Here is a 17,977-nt window from a genome sequence, read left to right as displayed (position 1 = left end):
CCTAGGTGCCTGACTGGGGACGAGAGTACGACACGCCCCTACCCGACCACGTGCCCAGGAGGGATTCAGTAACGGCGTTCCTGCTTCTGCTTGCACTCGACGCACAGCGTGGCCCGCGGGAAGGCCTGCATACGCGCCTTGCCGATGGGGTTGCCGCAGTTCTCGCAGAGGCCGTACGTACCGGCATCGAGCCGCTCCAGCGCCCGCTCGGTCTGTTCGAGCATCTCGCGCGCGTTGGCGGCGAGAGCCATCTCGTGCTCGCGCGTGATGTTCTTGGTGCCGGTGTCCGCCTGGTCGTCGCCCGCACCGTCCCCGGAGTCCCGCATCAGACCGACGAGCGCCGCCTCCGACGAGGAGATCTCGGTGCTCAGCCGGATCGCCTCGCCCTGAAGTTCGGCGCGTGCCTCCGCGACCTCCTCGGGGGTCCACGGGTCCTCGCCGGGGCGCACGGCCAGCTCGCCGGGCTCCACCGCGGCGATCCGCGCCTTGGGGACCGCGGTGGGGTTCTGCGCCGCCGTGGCCGTGCCAGGAGTCTTCTTCGCAACCACTGTCGTGGCTCCCGTCTGCTTCGCGGCCGCGGCCGCGCCCGCGTTCTTGGCAGTGCTCTTCTTGGCCGCACTCTTCGTGGAGGTGCTCTTCGTGGAGGTGCTCTTCGGGGAGGTGGCCTCCGTGGTACCGCCCTTCGCTGCGGCACTCTTCCTGGCAACGGTCTTCCTCGCGACGGCGGCCTTCTCCGCTGTCTTCTTCCCGGCCGCCTTCGTCCCGGCCGCATTCTTCGCCGCCGGCCTCTCGGGGCCTTCCTCCTCGTCCGGCCTCTTCGAAGGAGCCACCTTCGAGGCCGCCGCCTCCTTCTGGGCGACGGTCTTCCGCACGCCGGTTTCCTTCACCGTGGACTTCTTCGCCGTGCTCTTCTTCACCGTGGTCTTCTTCACCGCGGTTCTCTTCGCCGTGATCTTCTTCGCCGCGGCTTTTGTGGCGGCCCCGGCCGACGCGGCGACCGTGGTCTTCTTCGCGGCGGACTTCGTTCCCCCGGTCTTCCTCGCCCCCGAAGCACCCGCAGCACCCGCAGCACCCGCAGCCGAGGAAGCACCCGCGGCCTCCGCCGTGCCCTCCGTTCCCGATCCTCCGGCGTCCATACGAACCGTCCTCACCGGCTTGGGCGCGCCGTTCGCAACCACTGCATGGGCACTCTTCTCGCCATCGACGTCCTTGGCCGCTGAACCCGTGGATCTGCCCGACGCCGACTGCTGTACGGCGGTCTTCTTCGCCACCATGGCCGCGGCCCCTTCACATATTGTGATCTTGATCGCGAATCGTGCTGGGACGATAAATCGACTTCTGGCCCGCGGCAACGGGGCACGCCCATGATTTGCCCGCCCCACGGGTGCCGCGCGGCAAGCCTTCCAGCGTTGTGCCCAGCTCTCCGCCGGGTAATCCGCCGGGCCGGGCGTCCCAGGATCCGGACGCCGCCGCCTCGCCATTCGGGTCAGTCCGCGGCCCGTACCGGCCCCCCTGCCGCCTTCCGCGCGGGCCCCGGAAAACCGGTCGGCCGCTGTCCGCGCGGCGCCGTACACTGGGCGGAGCGAGAAGCGTGGATGGGGACGAGTAGCGGCGGACGCGGCCAGGAGCGACCCGGGGACGGTGGAAGCCCGGGGGCGAGCGCGACGCGAAGATCACCCCGGAGCCGCCGGAAGAACGCCGAGGCCCAGCAGCCGAAGCCAGTAGACCCGGCATCGCGACCCCAATGAGGGGGCTCATCGGTGCACACAGGGCGCCGGGGAGCCAAGGAGGGTGGTACCGCGGGAGCGCGCCGCACACGGCGTACGGAAAGACTCGGCTCTCGTCCCTCCGGACGGAAGGCAGAAAGTCCGCCGGAGGAAGCTCGCCGATGAAACCGCCGCAGTACCGCCAGGTGCCCGCCCAGGTCGACCTGCCCGCCCTCGAGCACGCCGTGCTCGACTTCTGGCGCGAGCAGAAGATCTTCGCCAAGAGCCTCGAGCAGTCCGAGGGCCGCCCCGAATGGGTGTTCTATGAGGGCCCGCCCACGGCCAACGGCATGCCGGGCGCCCACCACATCGAGGCCCGCGTCTTCAAGGACGTCTTCCCCCGCTTCCGCACCATGCGCGGCTACCACGTGGCCCGCAAGGCCGGCTGGGACTGCCACGGCCTCCCGGTGGAGCTGGCGGTGGAGAAGGAGCTCGGCTTCAGCGGCAAGCAGGACATCGAGGCGTACGGCATCGCCGAGTTCAACGCCAAGTGCCGCGAGTCCGTGACCCGCCACACCGACGCCTTCGAAGAGCTCACGTCCCGCATGGGCTACTGGACCGACCTGAACGACCCGTACCGCACGATGGACCCCGAGTACATCGAGTCCGTGTGGTGGTCGCTCAAGGAGATCTTCAACAAGGGGCTGCTGGTCCAGGACTACCGCGTCGCCCCGTGGTGCCCGCAGGACGAGACCGGCCTGTCGGACCACGAGCTGGCACAGGGCTACGAGACGATCGTCGACCCCTCCGTCTACGTCCGTTTCCCACTCACCTCCGGTCCGCTGGCCGGCCGGGCCGCGCTCCTGGTGTGGACGACGACCCCGTGGACGCTGGTCTCCAACACCGCCGTCGCCGCGCACCCCGACGTCACCTACGTGGTCGCGACGAACGGCGAGGAGAAGCTCGTCGTCGCCGAGCCGCTCGTCGAGAAGGCCCTCGGTGAGGGCTGGGAGACCACCGGCGAGACCTTCACCGGCGCCGAGATGGAGCGCTGGACGTATCAACGTCCGTTCGAACTGGTCGAGTTCCCGGCACCCGCCCACTACGTGGTGAACGCCGAGTACGTCACCACCGAGGACGGTACGGGTCTGGTCCACCAGTCCCCCGCCTTCGGTGAGGACGACCTCAAGGTCTGCCGTGAGTACGGCCTGCCGGTGGTGAACCCCGTCCGCACGAACGGGACCTTCGAGGAGGACGTTCCCCTCGTGGGCGGTGTCTTCTTCAAGAAGGCGGACGAAAAGCTCACCGAGGACCTCCAGAACCGCGGTCTGCTCTTCAAGCACATCCCGTACGAGCACAGCTACCCGCACTGCTGGCGCTGCCACACCGCGCTCCTCTACTACGCGCAGCCGTCCTGGTACATCCGCACCACGGCCGTCAAGGACCGCCTCCTCCAGGAGAACGAGAAGACCAACTGGTTCCCGGAGTCCGTCAAGCACGGCCGCTTCGGTGACTGGCTGAACAACAACGTCGACTGGGCGCTGTCCCGCAGCCGCTTCTGGGGCACCCCGCTCCCGCTGTGGACCTGCGAGGAGGGCCACCTCACCTGCGTCGGCTCCCGCGCGGAGCTCTCCGAGCTGACAGGCACCGACCAGTCGAACCTGGACCCGCACCGCCCGTTCATCGACGCGGTCACCTTCGCCTGCCCCCAGGACGGCTGCGGGCGGACGGCGACCCGCGTCCCGGAGGTCATCGACGCCTGGTACGACTCGGGTTCGATGCCGTTCGCGCAGTGGGGCTACCCGTACAAGAACAAGGAGCTCTTCGAGAGCCGCTACCCCGCGCAGTTCATCAGCGAGGCCATCGACCAGACGCGAGGCTGGTTCTACACGCTGATGGCGGTCGGCACGCTCGTCTTCGACAAGTCCTCGTACGAGAACGTGGTGTGCCTCGGCCACATCCTCGCCGAGGACGGCCGCAAGATGTCCAAGCACCTGGGCAACATCCTTCAGCCGATCCCGCTGATGGACCAGCACGGAGCGGACGCGGTGCGCTGGTTCATGGCGGCGGGCGGCTCCCCGTGGGCGGCGCGCCGCGTGGGCCACGGCACCATCCAGGAGGTCGTCCGCAAGACGCTCCTCACGTACTGGAACACGGTCGCCTTCCAGGCCCTGTACGCGCGCACGTCGGGCTGGGCGCCCAGCGAGGCCGACCCGGCCCCGGCGGACCGCCCGGTCCTCGACCGCTGGCTCCTGTCCGAACTCCACGCGCTCACCGACCAGGTGACGCAGGCCCTGGAGTCGTACGACACCCAGCGCGCCGGCAAGCTCCTGTCCGCGTTCGTCGACGACCTGTCCAACTGGTACGTACGCCGCTCCCGTCGCCGCTTCTGGCAGGGCGACAAGGCGGCGCTGCGCACCCTGCACGAGGTCGTCGAGACGGTCACGCGCCTGATGGCCCCGCTGACCCCGTTCATCACCGAGCGGGTCTGGCAGGACCTGGTGTTCCCGGTGACGCCGGGCGCCCCCGAGTCCGTACACCTGGCGTCGTGGCCGGAGGCGGACCTGTCCGCCATCGACCCGGAGCTGTCGAAGCAGATGGTGCTCGTCCGGCGGCTCGTCGAGCTCGGCCGTGCCACGCGCGCGGAGTCGGGCGTCAAGACCCGGCAGCCGCTGTCGCGTGCGCTGGTCGCGGTGGCCGGCTTCGAAACGCTCGACCGTGAGCTGCACGCGCAGATCACGGAAGAGCTGAACGTCACATCCCTGGCCGCACTGAGCGAGGTCGGCGGCTCGCTGGTCGACACCACCGCCAAGGCGAACTTCCGCGCGCTCGGCAAGCGGTTCGGCAAGGGCGTCCAGGCCGTCGCGAAGGCTGTCGCGGGCGCCGACGCGGCCGCGCTGTCGCTGGCCCTGCGCGAGGGCACGGCGTCGGTCGAGGTCGACGGCGAGACGGTGACGCTCGCCCCGGACGAGGTGATCATCACCGAGACTCCGCGCGAGGGCTGGTCGGTCGCGTCCGACTCCGGTGCGACGGTCGCCCTCGACCTGGAGATCACGGAGGAACTGCGGCAGGCGGGCCTCGCCCGTGACGCGATCCGTCTGATCCAGGAGGCCCGCAAGAACAGCGGCCTCGACGTGGCGGACCGGATCGCGCTCCGCTGGACCTCGACGGACCCGGAGGTGATCGCGGCGCTGTCCGAGCACTCCGAGCTCATCGCCGACGAGGTCCTCGCCACGGACTTCGCCCAGGGTGAGGCGGACGACACATACGGGGAGCCGTTCACCGACGAGTCCCTGTCGCTGACGTTCCGCCTGCGCAAGGCGTAACGGCAACGCACCACAGCAAGGCACAGCGGCACACACGAAGGCCCGGGCCCGCCAAAGATCTTGGCGGGCCCGGGCCTTCGGCGTTGCGTACGCACGGACAGCTGTCCCCATGCCCGAACACACACTGCACAAGCGCCGCGCAGGCCCCGGACGCAGAAGCACGCAAAAGGGCGGGGCCCCGGAAGAATCCGGGGCCCCGCCCTGAACGCCGACGACGCCTAAGGCGTACGGGAGGCCGTCAGTTGTCGTCCTCGTCGATGAGGAAACCGCGCATCGGCGAAGGCGCCTGCTGCATGGGCGACGGGCCCTGCGGCCGGACCGGGGCCATCGGCTGGGTCATGGCCGGGGACATCTGCTGCTGGCCGCCATAGGAAGGCGCGGCCGGAGCCGGAGGGCCACCCATCGTCTGGTTGCCGCCGTACGACGGGGCGCTCGCGCCCGCCGGAGCCATGGACGGCGAGGACGACGGCAGGGACGCGGTCGCCGGAGTCCGCGGCGGAGCCAGCGAGTCGTCGGCCTGGGTTTCCAGCTGACGCAGCTGCGACTCCAGGTAGGACTTCAGCCGCGTGCGGTACTCGCGCTCGAAGCCGCGCAGGTCCTCGACCTTGCGCTCCAGCGTGGCGCGAGCGGACTCCAGGGAGCCCATCGCTACGCGGTGCTTCTCCTGCGCGTCCCGCTCGAGAGCGTCCGCCTTGGCACGGGCGTCGCGCTCCAGACCCTCGGCGCGGCTACGGGCCTCGCCGACGATCTTGTTGGCCTCGGAACGAGCCTCGGCGATCGCCTGGTCGGCGGTCTGCTGGGCCAGCGAGAGCACACGCGCGGCGCTGTCGCCGCCGGGGCCCTGACCGGGCTGCGACATCTGCGGGCCATGACCGCCCATGGGGCCACCCATGGGACCGCCCATGGGACCGCCCATCTGCTGCATCTGGCCCTGCATCTGGCCGGGGCCCTGGCCCATCGGACCCTGACCCATCTGGCCCTGGCCCATCTGGCCCTGGCCCATCGGTCCCTGGCCCATCTGACCCTGGCCCATCGGGCCCTGACCCATCTGACCCTGACCCATCGGGCCGGGGCCCTGCGGGCCACCCTGGCCGCCACCGGGACCGGCAGGCAGCTGCGGGGCGCCGCTCGGCAGCTGCGGCGGGCCGCCCATGGGGCCACCCATCTGCTGCTGCTGCGGCGGGCCCGATATCCCGGCGGGCACCGGAGAACCGGGACCTCGCATGCCCTGCTGCTGGTCCTGTTGCTGCTCGGGTGGCTTGCGCATGCCCTGCTGCTGGTTCTGCGCAGCGGCACGCGTGGCCGCGGCCAGCTTGGCGCGCAGGTCCTCGTTCTCGCGGAGCAGGCGGGTCAGTTCGGCTTCGACCTCGTCGAGGAAGGCATCGACCTCGTCCTCGTCATAGCCTTCTCGGAGGCGGACGGTCGTGAACTGCTTGTTCCGCACGTCCTCGGGGGTCAACGGCATCTCTTCACCTCAACGTAGTCGTCGGCATTCGGCAAGACCGTATCGTTCACAGCCGGCTCACGACGGAGATCAGGATGTAGACGATGATCATCAGTACGAAGAAGGACAGGTCTAGCGCCACGCCCCCGAGACGCAGCGGCGGAATGAACCGCCGCAGAAGCTTGAGCGGTGGATCAGTGACAGTGTAGGTGGCCTCCAGAACGACCACCATCGCCTTGCCGGGTTGCCATGAGCGGGCGAACTGGAAGACGTAGTCCATGACCAACCGGAAGATCAGCACGATGAGGAAACACATCAGCGCGATGTAGATGACATCGAAGACCACGCTCATGATCCGTGTTTCCCTCTCCCCTGTTCCCGTGCTTCATTCCGGTGGTGCGTCTCAGCTCTGGTTGAAGAACCCGCCCTCTGCGATGCGGGCCTTGTCCTCCGCCGTGACATCGACGTTAGCAGGCGACAACAGGAACACCTTCTGCGTCACCCGCTCGATGCTGCCGTGAAGACCAAACACCAAACCGGCCGCAAAGTCGACAAGTCGCTTCGCATCAGTGTCATCCATCTCGGTCAGATTCATGATCACCGGGGTGCCTTCGCGGAAGTGTTCCCCGATGGTACGGGCCTCGTTGTAGGTCCGCGGATGGAGCGTGGTGATCCGGTAAGGCTCCCGTTCCGACACGACCTTGGGCATGATCACCGGTGCGTTCTTCTCCAGGCTTTGACGTTCTTGTGTGATGGATGCCACGGGGGCGATTCGTGCAGGCCGTACGGATTCCGCGGGGAGCGAAGCGGAATGCGGCACAGGATCCCGCTGCATCGGCGGCTGTACCACTCGTACCGATTCGTCCCGTTGAGGGTGAAGTGCCTGGTGTGACTGGTGTGGCGGTTCATGCCGCCTGCGGTCCCGCTCGGGCTCCGGGTCGAGCTCTGGCTCGAAGTCGTCGTCGGGATCGAATCCCCTGCCGTCATACCCATCGTCCTCCACGAGGCCGAGGTAGACCGCCATCTTGCGCATCGCGCCGGCCATGCTCTGAGTCCTCCGCTCTGTGGTGGATCCACTGACGATGTGCCAAGTGCCCGCGATCCACGAGGTCGTTGCGCCCGCCTATCGGCGGTAATGACCATATTTTCTGCTGTGGTCCGACTTCTTGGCGACGTTACCCGAGCCTGGGGCGGACGCCGAGTACCGCAGTGCCGACGCGCACATGTGTCGCCCCGGCCGCCACGGCCTCCTCGAGGTCCGCACTCATCCCTGCGGAAACCATGTTCGCAGCCGGATGGGCTCGGCGCAGGTCAGTCGACAAATCCATCAACCGGTCGAACGCCGCCCGTTGGCGACCCGCGTACTCCCCGGTGAGCGGCGCGACGGTCATCAGCCCGTCCAGCCTCAGGCCCGGAGCCTCGGCGACGAGGTCGCCCAACTCTTCGAGTCCGCCGGGTCCCACACCGCCGCGCTCTCCCCGTCCGTACTCCTGAGCATCCAGCGCGACCTGGATCAGGCAGCCCACTTCGCGCCCGGCGCGCACGGCTTCCTTCGACAGAGCCGTGACAAGCTTGGGACGATCGACGGATTGCACGACATCGGCATAACCCACCACAGAGCGCACCTTATTGGTCTGCAACTGACCGACAAAGTGCCACTTGAGCGGCAGATCCGAGCACTCGGCGGCCTTGGGCGCCGCGTCCTGGTCCTTGTTCTCGGCGACATCGCGCACACCGAGTTCCGACAGGATCCGCACATCGATCGCAGGGTAGGTCTTGGTGACCACGATGAGGGTCACCTCCTCCCGCCCACGCCCGGCGGCCGCACACGCGGCCGCGATGCGGTCCTCCACTTTCGCCAGGTTTGCGGCGAGTTGATCCTTACGGTCCGTCATGCACCATCAGTCCAGCCAGACATAGCCCGCGAGCCGACCGGTGGTGCGGTCGCGGCGGTACGAGAAGTGGTCACCGGATTCGAGGGTGCACACCGGCGACTGCTCCCGGTCGCACACCCCGAGCCGTTCGAGCTGCGCGTGCACGCCGGCGCTCACATCCACCGCGGGCGTGCCCCAACTGGTCTCGGCGTACGCCGCGGGTTCGACGGCCGCGACCTCGGCGCGCATCGCGTCCGGCACTTCGTAGCAGCGGCCGCAGACGGCGGGGCCGGTACGGGCGACGATCCGGGACGGGTCGGCACCCAGCTCCACCATCGCCTCGACGGCGGCCGGCACGACTCCGGCGATCATGCCGGGCCGCCCGGCGTGGGCGGCGGCCGCGACCCCGGCGACGGGGTCGGCGAGCAGAACCGGCGTGCAGTCGGCGGTGAGTACGGCGAGGGCGAGTCCGCGGCGCCGGGTGACGATCGCGTCGACCTCGGCCACGGGCCGCGCCCCCCACGGCTCGTCGACCACGGCCACGTCCGGCCCGTGCACCTGGTTCATCCAGACCACCCGGGCCGGGTCGAGCCCCATGGACTTGGCGGCCAGTTCACGATTGGTACGTACGGCGTCGGAGTCGTCGCCGACCGCTCCGCCGAGGTTGAGCTCCTCGTACGGAACGGCGCTCACCCCGCCCCACCGGTCGGTGAAGGCGAAGTGCGCGCCGCTCACGGTGTCGCGCTGTCCTATCACTTCAGGAAGTCCGGCACGTCCAGCTCTTCGGCCGCGCTGTCCGAGTAGGTCCGGGACGGCGGGACCGGCGGCGAGACCGGGAGTTCGTTCACCGGCTCCGGCGCGGGCTCCGGGGCCTCCTTCGGCGTGACGCTGCCGAGCGAGCCGAAGGACGGGCGGCTCTCGGCGGGCCGGGCCGGCGTGGGCTCGTCGCGCTTGGCGGAGGACGAGCCGAGGACGGTGTCCCGCTTCGAAGGCGGCTGGCCGCCGTCGAACCCGGCGGCGATGACGGTGACGCGCACCTCGTCGCCGAGGGCGTCGTCGATGACCGCGCCGAAGATGATGTTGGCCTCGGGGTGCGCGGCCTCGCTCACCAGCTGGGCCGCCTCGTTGATCTCGAACAGGCCGAGGTCGGAGCCGCCGGAGATGGAGAGCAGGACGCCACGGGCGCCGTCGATGGAGGCTTCCAGGAGTGGCGAGGAGATCGCCATCTCGGCCGCCGCCACCGCGCGGTCGTCGCCGCGGGCCGAGCCGATGCCCATGAGCGCCGAACCGGCCTCGGACATCACGGACTTCACGTCGGCGAAGTCGAGGTTGATCAGACCGGGCGTGGTGATGAGGTCGGTGATGCCCTGAACACCGGAGAGCAGGACCTGGTCCGCCGACTTGAAGGCGTCGAGGACCGAGACCTGGCGGTCCGAGATGGACAGCAGCCGGTCGTTCGGGATGACGATGAGGGTGTCGACCTCTTCGCGGAGTTCGGCGATGCCGTCCTCCGCCTGGTTGGCGCGGCGCCGTCCCTCGAAAGTGAACGGGCGCGTGACCACGCCGATGGTGAGGGCGCCGAGCGAGCGGGCGATGTTGGCCACGACGGGCGCGCCGCCGGTGCCGGTGCCGCCGCCTTCCCCGGCCGTCACGAAGACCATGTCGGCCCCCTTGAGGACCTCCTCGATCTCCTCGCGGTGGTCCTCGGCTGCCTTGCGGCCGACAGCCGGGTTGGCTCCGGCGCCGAGTCCGCGGGTGAGTTCGCGACCGACGTCGAGTTTGACGTCGGCGTCGCTCATCAACAGAGCTTGCGCGTCCGTGTTGATGGCGATGAACTCGACGCCCTTGAGACCGACCTCGATCATCCGGTTGATGGCATTGACACCACCGCCGCCGACACCGATGACTTTGATGACTGCGAGGTAGTTCTGCGGTGCTGCCACGTCGAAGGCCTCTCGCCTCGAGTTACGTGTCGCCGCCTCGCGGATGACGCGATCCGACGACTGATGCCGAATGGGACGGTCCGAACGCCGACCCGAACCCTAACGCTGAAGTTTAGGGTTACCAGTGTGTCTGTTCCCTGGACTCTTCCGAACAGGACACTAAGTCGACAAGTGGCGCACGTTCAACGAACACGCCGAACCTCCCGTTTTTCTTTTCACCCTATGTGATCAGCCGTAGCAGTGCCCAACCAGGGTGCTGGCCTGCGCAGATGTGCGTCAACTCCCTGATGACGCAGGGGCAGTGGGCACGCTCACGTCGAAGTGCCGCGCCCCGGGAGAGGCTTTCAGGAGAGCGGTGAGCGTCCTGGCTTTCGCGCTGCCCTTCTCGCCGCTCCCCCACATCACGGTGCGACCGCCGCTCAACTCCAGCGAGATGGAGTCGTACGAGCGGACCTTGACGGTGCCGGTGTCGCGGGCGACGGCGGCCGGGAGGTCCCCGGCGACCCGGACCGCCTCCCGCACCAGCCGGGCCTCGGGGAAGCGCCGCAGGGCCGCCGCCGACCGGGAGACGGCCAATTCCAGCACGGGCACGCCCTTCGGAGCGTCCGAAACCGTCGCGAATCGCACTCCCTTGGCGTCCACTTCGACGTACTTTCCCCCGTTTCCGGAGTTTTCGACAATCAGGACCGGAGTGCGCTCGGTCACTTTCAGCCCGATTCCATGAGGCCAGGAACGGACGACATCAACCGAGTCAATTCGGGGCAATTTCTGGCGCAATCGCGCCTCAATCTCGTCGATACCGACGGAAATCAGGGGCGATCCGAGCGACACATCGGCCGCTTCGCGCACCTGACCCTCCGTCAGGACCCGTGTCCCGGAGACGGACACACGCTCCACGCGCAGCCACGGGGAACCGTAGAGGACCCACACGGATCCGGCGCCCGCCAACACCACCGCACACAAAAGGATGATGAACGTACGGGGCCGGGGCCGCAGGCGGGGCAGCCGGGGCGGGCCGGACTCCAGCTTCTGCCGTTCGCCGCGCTCGGCGGTCGTCGGTCCGGCCACGCTCCCTGCCTTCCCTCATGCCTTCCTGGGGCCCGTCAGGCGGCTCCCGCCGGGGGCCGCGTGGTCCGCCAGTACATCTGCCGCGGCTTTGGCGGTCGCCGCGGCGGCGGCTGACGTCACAGCCTCCGCCGCCTCGCAGTTGACCCACCGGACCCCGCTCGGCTCCGCCGGTCGGACGCCGCCGCCTCGCGTCGGGCCGACCCGCGGGACAGACCCTAGCGGTGGCGTGCGGCGATTGCCTCGTACACCATGCCGACGAGCAGGTCGTCGGCGTCCCGACGGCCGAACTCGCTGGCGGCGCGGGACATCTCGTACAGCCGGTGCGGGTCGGCGAGGACGGGCAGGACGTTGCCCTGGACCCACTCGGGTGTCAGTTCCGCGTCGTCGACGAGGAGGCCGCCGCCGGCCTTGACCACCGGCTGGGCGTTCAGCCGCTGTTCGCCGTTGCCGATGGGCAGCGGGACGTAGGCGGCCGGGAGTCCGACGGCGGAGAGTTCGGCGACGGTCATCGCGCCCGCGCGGCAGAGCATCATGTCGGCAGCGGCGTAGGCGAGGTCCATCCGGTCCACGTACGGTACCGGGATGTACGGGGGCATCCCCGGCATCTGGTGGACCTGCGGCATTTCGTTCTTCGGGCCGACCGCGTGCAGGATCTGGATGCCGGCCTGCTGGAGGTACGGCGCGACCTGCTGGACCACCTCGTTGAGCCGGCGGGCGCCCTGCGAGCCGCCGGAGACCAGCAGCGTCGGCAGGTTCGGGTCGAGTCCGAACGCGGCGCGCGCCTCGGGGCGTACGGCGGCCCGGTCGAGGGTGGCGATGGAGCGGCGCAGCGGGATGCCGATGTAGCGGGCGCCGCGCAGCTTGCTGTCCGGGGTGGACACGGCGACCTGGGCCGCGTACCGCGAGCCGATCTTGTTGGCCAGGCCGGGGCGGGCGTTGGCCTCGTGGATGACGATCGGCACACCGAGCCGCTTGGCGGCCAGGTAGCCGGGCAGGGCGACATAGCCGCCGAAGCCGACCACGGCGTCCGCCTTGGTGCGCTCCAGGATCTGCTCGGCCGCCTTGATCGTGCCGCGCAGCCGCCCGGGGACGGTGATCAGCTCGGGCGTGGGCTTGCGTGGCAGCGGGACGGCGGGGATCAGCGCGAGGTCGTAACCGCGCTCGGGTACGAGACGGGTCTCGAGGCCGCGCTCCGTTCCCAGGGCCGTGATCCCCACGGTCGGGTCCTGCCTGCGCAGGGCGTCCGCGAGGGCGAGCGCGGGCTCGATGTGGCCGGCGGTCCCCCCACCGGCGAGTACGACATGCACCGAAATTCACCGCTCTCCGGACGAACGCGCCGCCGAGGCACGCCGTCTCATCGTTTTCCATCTCCGAGGCCCCGCAGGACCTCCAGCCCGCTTTCTACCAAAGCGAGGTTGCCGCATCGCAAGCGCGGCCCGCGCAGCGGGCTCGTCGCGCGCGAAGGCGATCAGCAACCCGATGGCGAACATGGTCGGCAGCAGGGCGGAACCCCCGTAGGAGAACAGCGGGAGCGGGACACCGGCGATCGGCAGCAGACCGAGCACCGCACCTACGTTGATCATGGCCTGAGCCGTGATCCAGGTGGTCACACCTCCCGCGGCGTACCTCACGAAGGGGTCCTCCGTGCGTCCGGCCACGCGGATACCCGCATAGCCTAGAGCCGCGAAGAGGGCGAGCACCGACAGCGTCCCCGCCAGACCGAGTTCCTCCCCGGTGATGGCGAAGATGAAGTCGGTGTGCGCTTCGGGGAGTTGGCCCCATTTCTCCACACTGGCGCCGAGCCCGGAACCGAAGATTCCGCCCGAGGCGAGCGCGTAGATGCCGTGCACGGCCTGCCAGCAGTGGTCGCCCGGCCCGGGATCGGTGGCGCCGATGCAGGCGAGGCGGGCCATGCGGTTCGGGCTGGTCTTGATGAGGATGATCCCGATGGTCGTGGCGATGGCCAGCACACCGCCGAACAGCCTGGTCGGCGCCCCCGCCAGCCACAGCAGCCCGAAGAGGATCGCGGTCAGGATGATGGCCGTGCCCATGTCGCCGCCGAGCATGATCAGCCCGAGCAGCATGAAGGCCGCCGGGACGAGCGGCACCAGCATGTGCTTCCACTGGGTCAGCAGCCGCTTGTCCTGCTTGCGGGCGAGCAGATCGGCGCCCCACAGCACGAGGGCGAGCTTGCCGAACTCGCTCGGCTGAAGCTGGAACGGGCCGCCGACGGAGATCCAGTTCTGGTTGCCGTTGACCGCCACGCCTATCCCCGGCACCTGCACCAGGATCATCAGGAAGACGGCGCCGGCCAGCAGCGGGTACGCCAGCGCCCGGTGCAGCCTCACCGGCATCCGCGAGGCGGTCAGCAGCAGTACGGTGCCGATCGAGGCCGCCAGGAACTGCTTGCGGAAGAAGTACGAACCGGGCAGCGACATCTGCAACGCGGTGATCTGCGAGGCCGAGTAGACCATCACCAGACCGAGCACGGTGATCAGGAGGCTGCTGCCGAGGATCAGGTAGTAGGCGGTCAGCGGCCGGTCCCAGGCGCGCCTGGCGCGGTGGTAGAGGCTCTGTACGGGGTTCTCGCGCCGGGAGCGGGACGCGGCGGGCCGCCTGGTGGCACGCTGGACGGGGGGCCGGCCGGTACGGCTAGTGGGCATCGGCGTCTCCGGGCCTGAGCGGTGTCACGCGTCCCTCCCAAGGTCGCCCGGCGAGGCGGCCGGATCAGGCTCCGAGTCCGCGAACCGCCTCCGCGAACGCGTCACCGCGCTTGTTGTAGTTGGCGAACATGTCCATCGAGGCACAGGCCGGGGCCAGCAGTACCGTGTCGCCGGCGACGGCGAGCCGCCGCGCCTCCTGGACAGCCGCGGGCATCGCCCCAGTGTCGGTCCGGTCGAGGTCGACGACGGGTACCTCCGGGGCGTGTCGCGCAAGGGCTTCACGGATCAGCGCACGATCCGCACCGATGAGCACCACACCCCGGAGCCGCTGTGCCGACTTGGCCACCAGCTCGTCGAAGGAGGCGCCCTTGGCGAGCCCGCCGGCGATCCAGACGATGGACCCGTACGCCGCCAAAGAGGCTTCCGCGGCGTGCGTGTTGGTGGCCTTGGAGTCGTCGATGTAGGTGACCCCGTCCACGTCGGCGACGTGCGCGATGCGGTGGGCGTCCGGGCGGAAGGCCCGCAGTCCGTCCCGTACCGCCGAGGCGGGCACCCCGAAGGCGCGCGCCAGGGCCGCTGCCGCAAGGGCGTTGGCGATGTTGTGCGGCGCGGGCGGATGCACGTCCGCCACCTCGGCCAGCTCCTGGGCGTTCTTCTGCCGGTCCTCGACGAAGGCGCGGTCGACCAGAATGCCCTCCACGACGCCGAGTTGGGACGGTCCGGGCGTGCCCAGCGTGAAGCCGACGGCCCGGCAGCCCTCCTCGACGTCCGCCGCGCGCACCAGGTCCTCGGTGGCCTTGTCGGCCACGTTGTAGACGCAGGCGACCCGATTGCCCTCGTAGATACGGCCCTTGTCGGCGGTGTACGCCTCCATGGAGCCGTGCCAGTCGAGGTGGTCGGGCGCGATGTTCAGGACGGTGGCGGAGTGGGCGCGCAGGGAGGGCGCCCAGTGCAGCTGGTAGCTGGAGAGTTCGACCGCGAGGACGTCGTACGTCTCCTCGCCGAGGACCGCGTCGAGGAGCGAGACGCCGATGTTGCCGACCGCGGCCGTGCGCAGGCCCGCGGCCGTCAGGATCGAGGCGAGCATCTGCACGGTCGTGGTCTTGCCGTTGGTGCCCGTGACGGCGAGCCAGGGCGCGGATCCGGGGCCGCGCAGCCGCCAGGCGAGTTCGACGTCGCCCCAGACCGGGACGCCCGCCTCGGCGGCCGCGGCGAACAGCGGCTTGTCCGGCTGCCAGCCGGGTGTGGTGACGATGAGCTCGGTGCCCTCGGGCAGGGTCGCGCCGTCACCGAGGCGCACGGTGATGCCGAGCGCCTCCAGATCCGCGGCCTGGGCCCGGGAGCGCTCGTCGTCGCCGTCGTTGACGACCGTGACGACCGCGCCGAGGCCGTGCAGCACGCGGGCCGCCGGGATACCGGAGACGCCGAGCCCGGCGACGGTGACGTTCTTGCCCTGCCAGTTGGTCACTTCTTGGCTGCCCATCCTGCGTAGAAGAGGCCGAGACCGACGATCACGCACATGCCCTGGATGATCCAGAAGCGGACCACCACAAGGACTTCGGACCACCCCTTGAGTTCGAAGTGGTGCTGGAGTGGCGCCATTCGGAAGACCCGCTTGCCGGTGAGCCGGAAGGAGCCGACCTGGATGACGACCGACATGGTGATCAGGACGAAGAGGCCGCCGAGGAGCGCGACCAGCAGTTCGGTGCGGGAGCAGATCGCGAGACCGGCGAGCGCGCCGCCGAGCGCGAGGGATCCGGTGTCACCCATGAAGATCTTGGCGGGCGACGTGTTCCACCACAGGAAGCCGAAGCAGGCGCCCATGAGGGCGGAGGCGACGACCGCGAGGTCGAGTGGGTCGCGTACCTCGTAGCAGGCGGCCGGGTTGGTGAGGGTCTGCGCGTTGGCGCAGGACTCCTGGAACTGCCAGACGCCGATGAACGTGTACGCGCCGAAGACCATGGTCGCGGCGCCGGTGGCGAGACCGTCCAGACCGTCCGTCAGGTTCACGCCGTTCGACATGGCGAGAATCATGAACAGGGCCCAGATCACGAACAGCACCGGGCCGATGGTCCAGCCGAAGTCCTCCACGAAGGAGAGCCTGGTGGAGGCCGGGGTGTTGCCGTGGTTGTCCGCGAACTGCAGCGCGAGGACCGCGAAGGCGATACCGACGATCAGCTGACCGGCCATCTTCGCCTTGGCCCGCAGACCGAGCGAGCGCCGCTTGACGATCTTGATGTAGTCGTCCAGGAAGCCGACCAGGCCCATGCCGGCCATCAGGCCGAGCACCAGCAGACCCGAGAAGGTCGGCGTGTAGCCCGTGATCACCTTGGACATGAAGTACGCGATGATCGTCGCCAGGATGAAGGCGATACCACCCATGGTCGGCGTACCGCGCTTGCTGTGATGCTCGCGCGGGCCGTCGTCACGGATGTACTGCCCGTAGCCCTTGCGGGCGAGCAGCTTGATCAGCAGCGGAGTGCCGACCAGGGTCAGGAAGAGACCAATGACTCCTGAGAACAGGATCTGCTTCATCATCGGGCGACAACCTCACCCTCGGCACCGGTCTCGAGCAGCGCCTGTGCAACGCTCTCCAGCCCGACCGACCGGGACGCCTTCACGAGAACGACGTCCCCCGGGCGCAGCTCGCTGCGCAACAGGTCGACAGCCGCCTGTGCGTCGGACACGTGCACCGACTCCTCACCCCACGAACCCTCGTTATATGCGCCCAGTTGCAGCCAGGACGCTTCCCTGCCCCCGACCGCGACGAGCTTGCCGACATTGAGCCGGACGGCGAGCCGTCCGACCGCGTCGTGCTCGGCGAGCGCCTCGTCCCCGAGCTCGGCCATCTTGCCGAGCACCGCCCAGGTCCGCCGCCCCTTGCCCATTGCCGCGAGCGCGCGCAGGGCGGCTCGCATGGACTCGGGGTTCGCGTTGTAGGCGTCGTTGACGACCGTCACGCCGTCCGGGCGCTCGGTGACCTCCATCCGCCAACGGGAGAGGGAGCCCGCCTCGGAGAGCGCACGGGCGATCTCGTCTGCGGACATGCCCAGCTCATGGGCGACGGCGGCCGCGGCGAGCGCGTTCGACACGTGGTGCTCACCGTACAGGCGCATGGTCACATCGCTGCACCCGGAGGGTGTGTGAAGGCTGAACGAGGGCTGTCCGCCGGCCGTGAGACGGACGTTCTCGGCGCGTACGTCCGCTTCGTCGGACTCTCCGAAGAGGATCACGCGCGCCTTCGTGCGGGACGCCATGGCGCGGACGAGCGGATCGTCGGCGTTCAGGATCGCGGCGCCGCCGTCCTCCGCCGGCGGAAGACCCTCGACGAGCTCGCCCTTGGCCTGCGCGATCTGCTCGCGGCCGCCGAACTCGCCGATGTGGGCGGTGCCGACGTTGAGGACGAGACCGACCTTCGGAGGCGTGAGATCCGCGAGGTAGCGGATGTGACCGATGCCGCGGGCGCCCATCTCCAGCACGAGGAACTTCGTCTCCTCGGTGGCGCTGAGGGCGGTGAGCGGCAGCCCGATCTCGTTGTTGAGCGAGCCGGGCGTGAAGACCGTCGGCGCCTTGCTTCTCAGCACCTGGGCGATCAGGTCCTTGGTGCTGGTCTTGCCCGCGGAGCCGGTGAGCGCCACGAGGGTCGCGCCGAGGCGCTCCACGACATGGCGCGCGAGGGCCCCGAGCGCCGTCTGGACGTCGTCCACGACGATCGCGGGCACCCCGACGGGGCGGGACGCCAGAACGGCGACGGCGCCCGCTTCCACGACCGCTGCCGCGAAGTCGTGGCCGTCCACGCGCTCACCGGCGAAGGCGACGAAGAGGCTGCCGGACTCCACCTCACGGGAGTCCCGGACGACCGGTCCGGTGACCTGTACCGCCGGATCCGGTATGTCGTACGTCTGCCCGCCGACGACTGCTGCGATCTCGGCGAGAGAGAGGGCGATCACAAG

At 69.5% G+C, this 17,977-nt stretch carries 14 protein-coding genes; 1 reads left to right on the top strand and 13 read right to left on the bottom strand.

Annotated features, from left to right (window positions below; all coding sequences use genetic code 11):
* Nucleotides 1-65: 65 nt before the first annotated feature.
* Nucleotides 66-1,274, bottom strand: a complete 1,209-nt coding sequence (locus GTY58_RS31910; protein ID WP_107083248.1) for a TraR/DksA C4-type zinc finger protein — start codon at nt 1,272-1,274, stop codon at nt 66-68.
* A gap of 614 nt (nt 1,275-1,888) precedes the next feature.
* Between GTY58_RS31910 and ileS the strand changes: the two genes are divergently transcribed.
* Nucleotides 1,889-5,032, top strand: a complete 3,144-nt coding sequence (ileS, locus tag GTY58_RS31905) for an isoleucine--tRNA ligase (protein ID WP_010987531.1) — start codon at nt 1,889-1,891, stop codon at nt 5,030-5,032.
* A 238-nt stretch (nt 5,033-5,270) separates the two neighbouring features.
* Here ileS and GTY58_RS31900 read toward each other — a convergent pair whose 3' ends face one another.
* From GTY58_RS31900 to murF, 12 genes are all read right to left on the bottom strand, one after another.
* Nucleotides 5,271-6,497, bottom strand: coding sequence for a DivIVA domain-containing protein (locus GTY58_RS31900; protein WP_010987530.1), 1,227 nt, complete (start codon nt 6,495-6,497; stop codon nt 5,271-5,273).
* A gap of 46 nt (nt 6,498-6,543) precedes the next feature.
* Nucleotides 6,544-6,828, bottom strand: a complete 285-nt coding sequence (locus GTY58_RS31895; RefSeq protein WP_010987529.1) for a YggT family protein — start codon at nt 6,826-6,828, stop codon at nt 6,544-6,546.
* Between the two features lie 51 nt (nt 6,829-6,879).
* The gene (sepF, locus tag GTY58_RS31890; protein WP_010987528.1) at nt 6,880-7,521 is read right to left on the bottom strand and encodes a cell division protein SepF; all 642 of its coding nucleotides are present in this window, start codon (nt 7,519-7,521) and stop codon (nt 6,880-6,882) included.
* Nucleotides 7,522-7,651: 130 nt separating this feature from the next.
* A complete protein-coding gene (locus GTY58_RS31885) occupies nt 7,652-8,371 on the bottom strand; it encodes a YggS family pyridoxal phosphate-dependent enzyme (RefSeq protein WP_010987527.1) in 720 nt (239 codons plus the stop codon).
* Nucleotides 8,372-8,377: 6 nt separating this feature from the next.
* Nucleotides 8,378-9,106, bottom strand: coding sequence for a peptidoglycan editing factor PgeF (gene pgeF / locus GTY58_RS31880; protein ID WP_010987526.1), 729 nt, complete (start codon nt 9,104-9,106; stop codon nt 8,378-8,380).
* Nucleotides 9,103-10,293: a cell division protein FtsZ gene (gene ftsZ / locus GTY58_RS31875; protein WP_010987525.1), complete on the bottom strand. Its 1,191-nt coding sequence runs from the start codon at nt 10,291-10,293 to the stop codon at nt 9,103-9,105. Before ftsZ ends, pgeF begins: the two co-directional genes overlap by 4 nt.
* Nucleotides 10,294-10,569: 276 nt before the next feature.
* The gene (locus tag GTY58_RS31870; RefSeq protein WP_010987524.1) at nt 10,570-11,361 is read right to left on the bottom strand and encodes an FtsQ-type POTRA domain-containing protein; all 792 of its coding nucleotides are present in this window, start codon (nt 11,359-11,361) and stop codon (nt 10,570-10,572) included.
* Nucleotides 11,362-11,576: 215 nt separating this feature from the next.
* Complete coding sequence (gene murG / locus GTY58_RS31865; RefSeq protein WP_010987523.1) at nt 11,577-12,668, bottom strand: undecaprenyldiphospho-muramoylpentapeptide beta-N-acetylglucosaminyltransferase; 1,092 nt, start codon at nt 12,666-12,668, stop codon at nt 11,577-11,579.
* A gap of 6 nt (nt 12,669-12,674) precedes the next feature.
* The gene (gene ftsW, locus GTY58_RS31860; protein WP_010987522.1) at nt 12,675-14,024 is read right to left on the bottom strand and encodes a putative lipid II flippase FtsW; all 1,350 of its coding nucleotides are present in this window, start codon (nt 14,022-14,024) and stop codon (nt 12,675-12,677) included.
* A 64-nt stretch (nt 14,025-14,088) separates the two neighbouring features.
* On the bottom strand, nt 14,089-15,507 hold the full coding sequence (murD, locus tag GTY58_RS31855; protein WP_171033153.1) for a UDP-N-acetylmuramoyl-L-alanine--D-glutamate ligase: 1,419 nt from the start codon (nt 15,505-15,507) through the stop codon (nt 14,089-14,091).
* Nucleotides 15,489-16,562 (bottom strand): phospho-N-acetylmuramoyl-pentapeptide-transferase, encoded by a 1,074-nt coding sequence (mraY, locus tag GTY58_RS31850; RefSeq protein ID WP_010987520.1) that lies wholly within the window; start codon nt 16,560-16,562, stop codon nt 15,489-15,491. The genes murD and mraY overlap by 19 nt, the downstream gene beginning before the upstream one ends.
* Complete coding sequence (gene murF, locus GTY58_RS31845) at nt 16,559-17,974, bottom strand: UDP-N-acetylmuramoyl-tripeptide--D-alanyl-D-alanine ligase (RefSeq protein ID WP_010987519.1); 1,416 nt, start codon at nt 17,972-17,974, stop codon at nt 16,559-16,561. Before murF ends, mraY begins: the two co-directional genes overlap by 4 nt.
* Between the last annotated feature and the right edge of the window lie 3 nt (nt 17,975-17,977).

The sequence above is a fragment of the Streptomyces sp. SID5469 genome, assembly GCF_009862865.1.
Classification (GTDB): domain Bacteria; phylum Actinomycetota; class Actinomycetes; order Streptomycetales; family Streptomycetaceae; genus Streptomyces; species Streptomyces avermitilis.
Note: the sequence above shows the minus strand (reverse complement) of the source record. Positions and strands in the feature narration are given on the sequence as shown.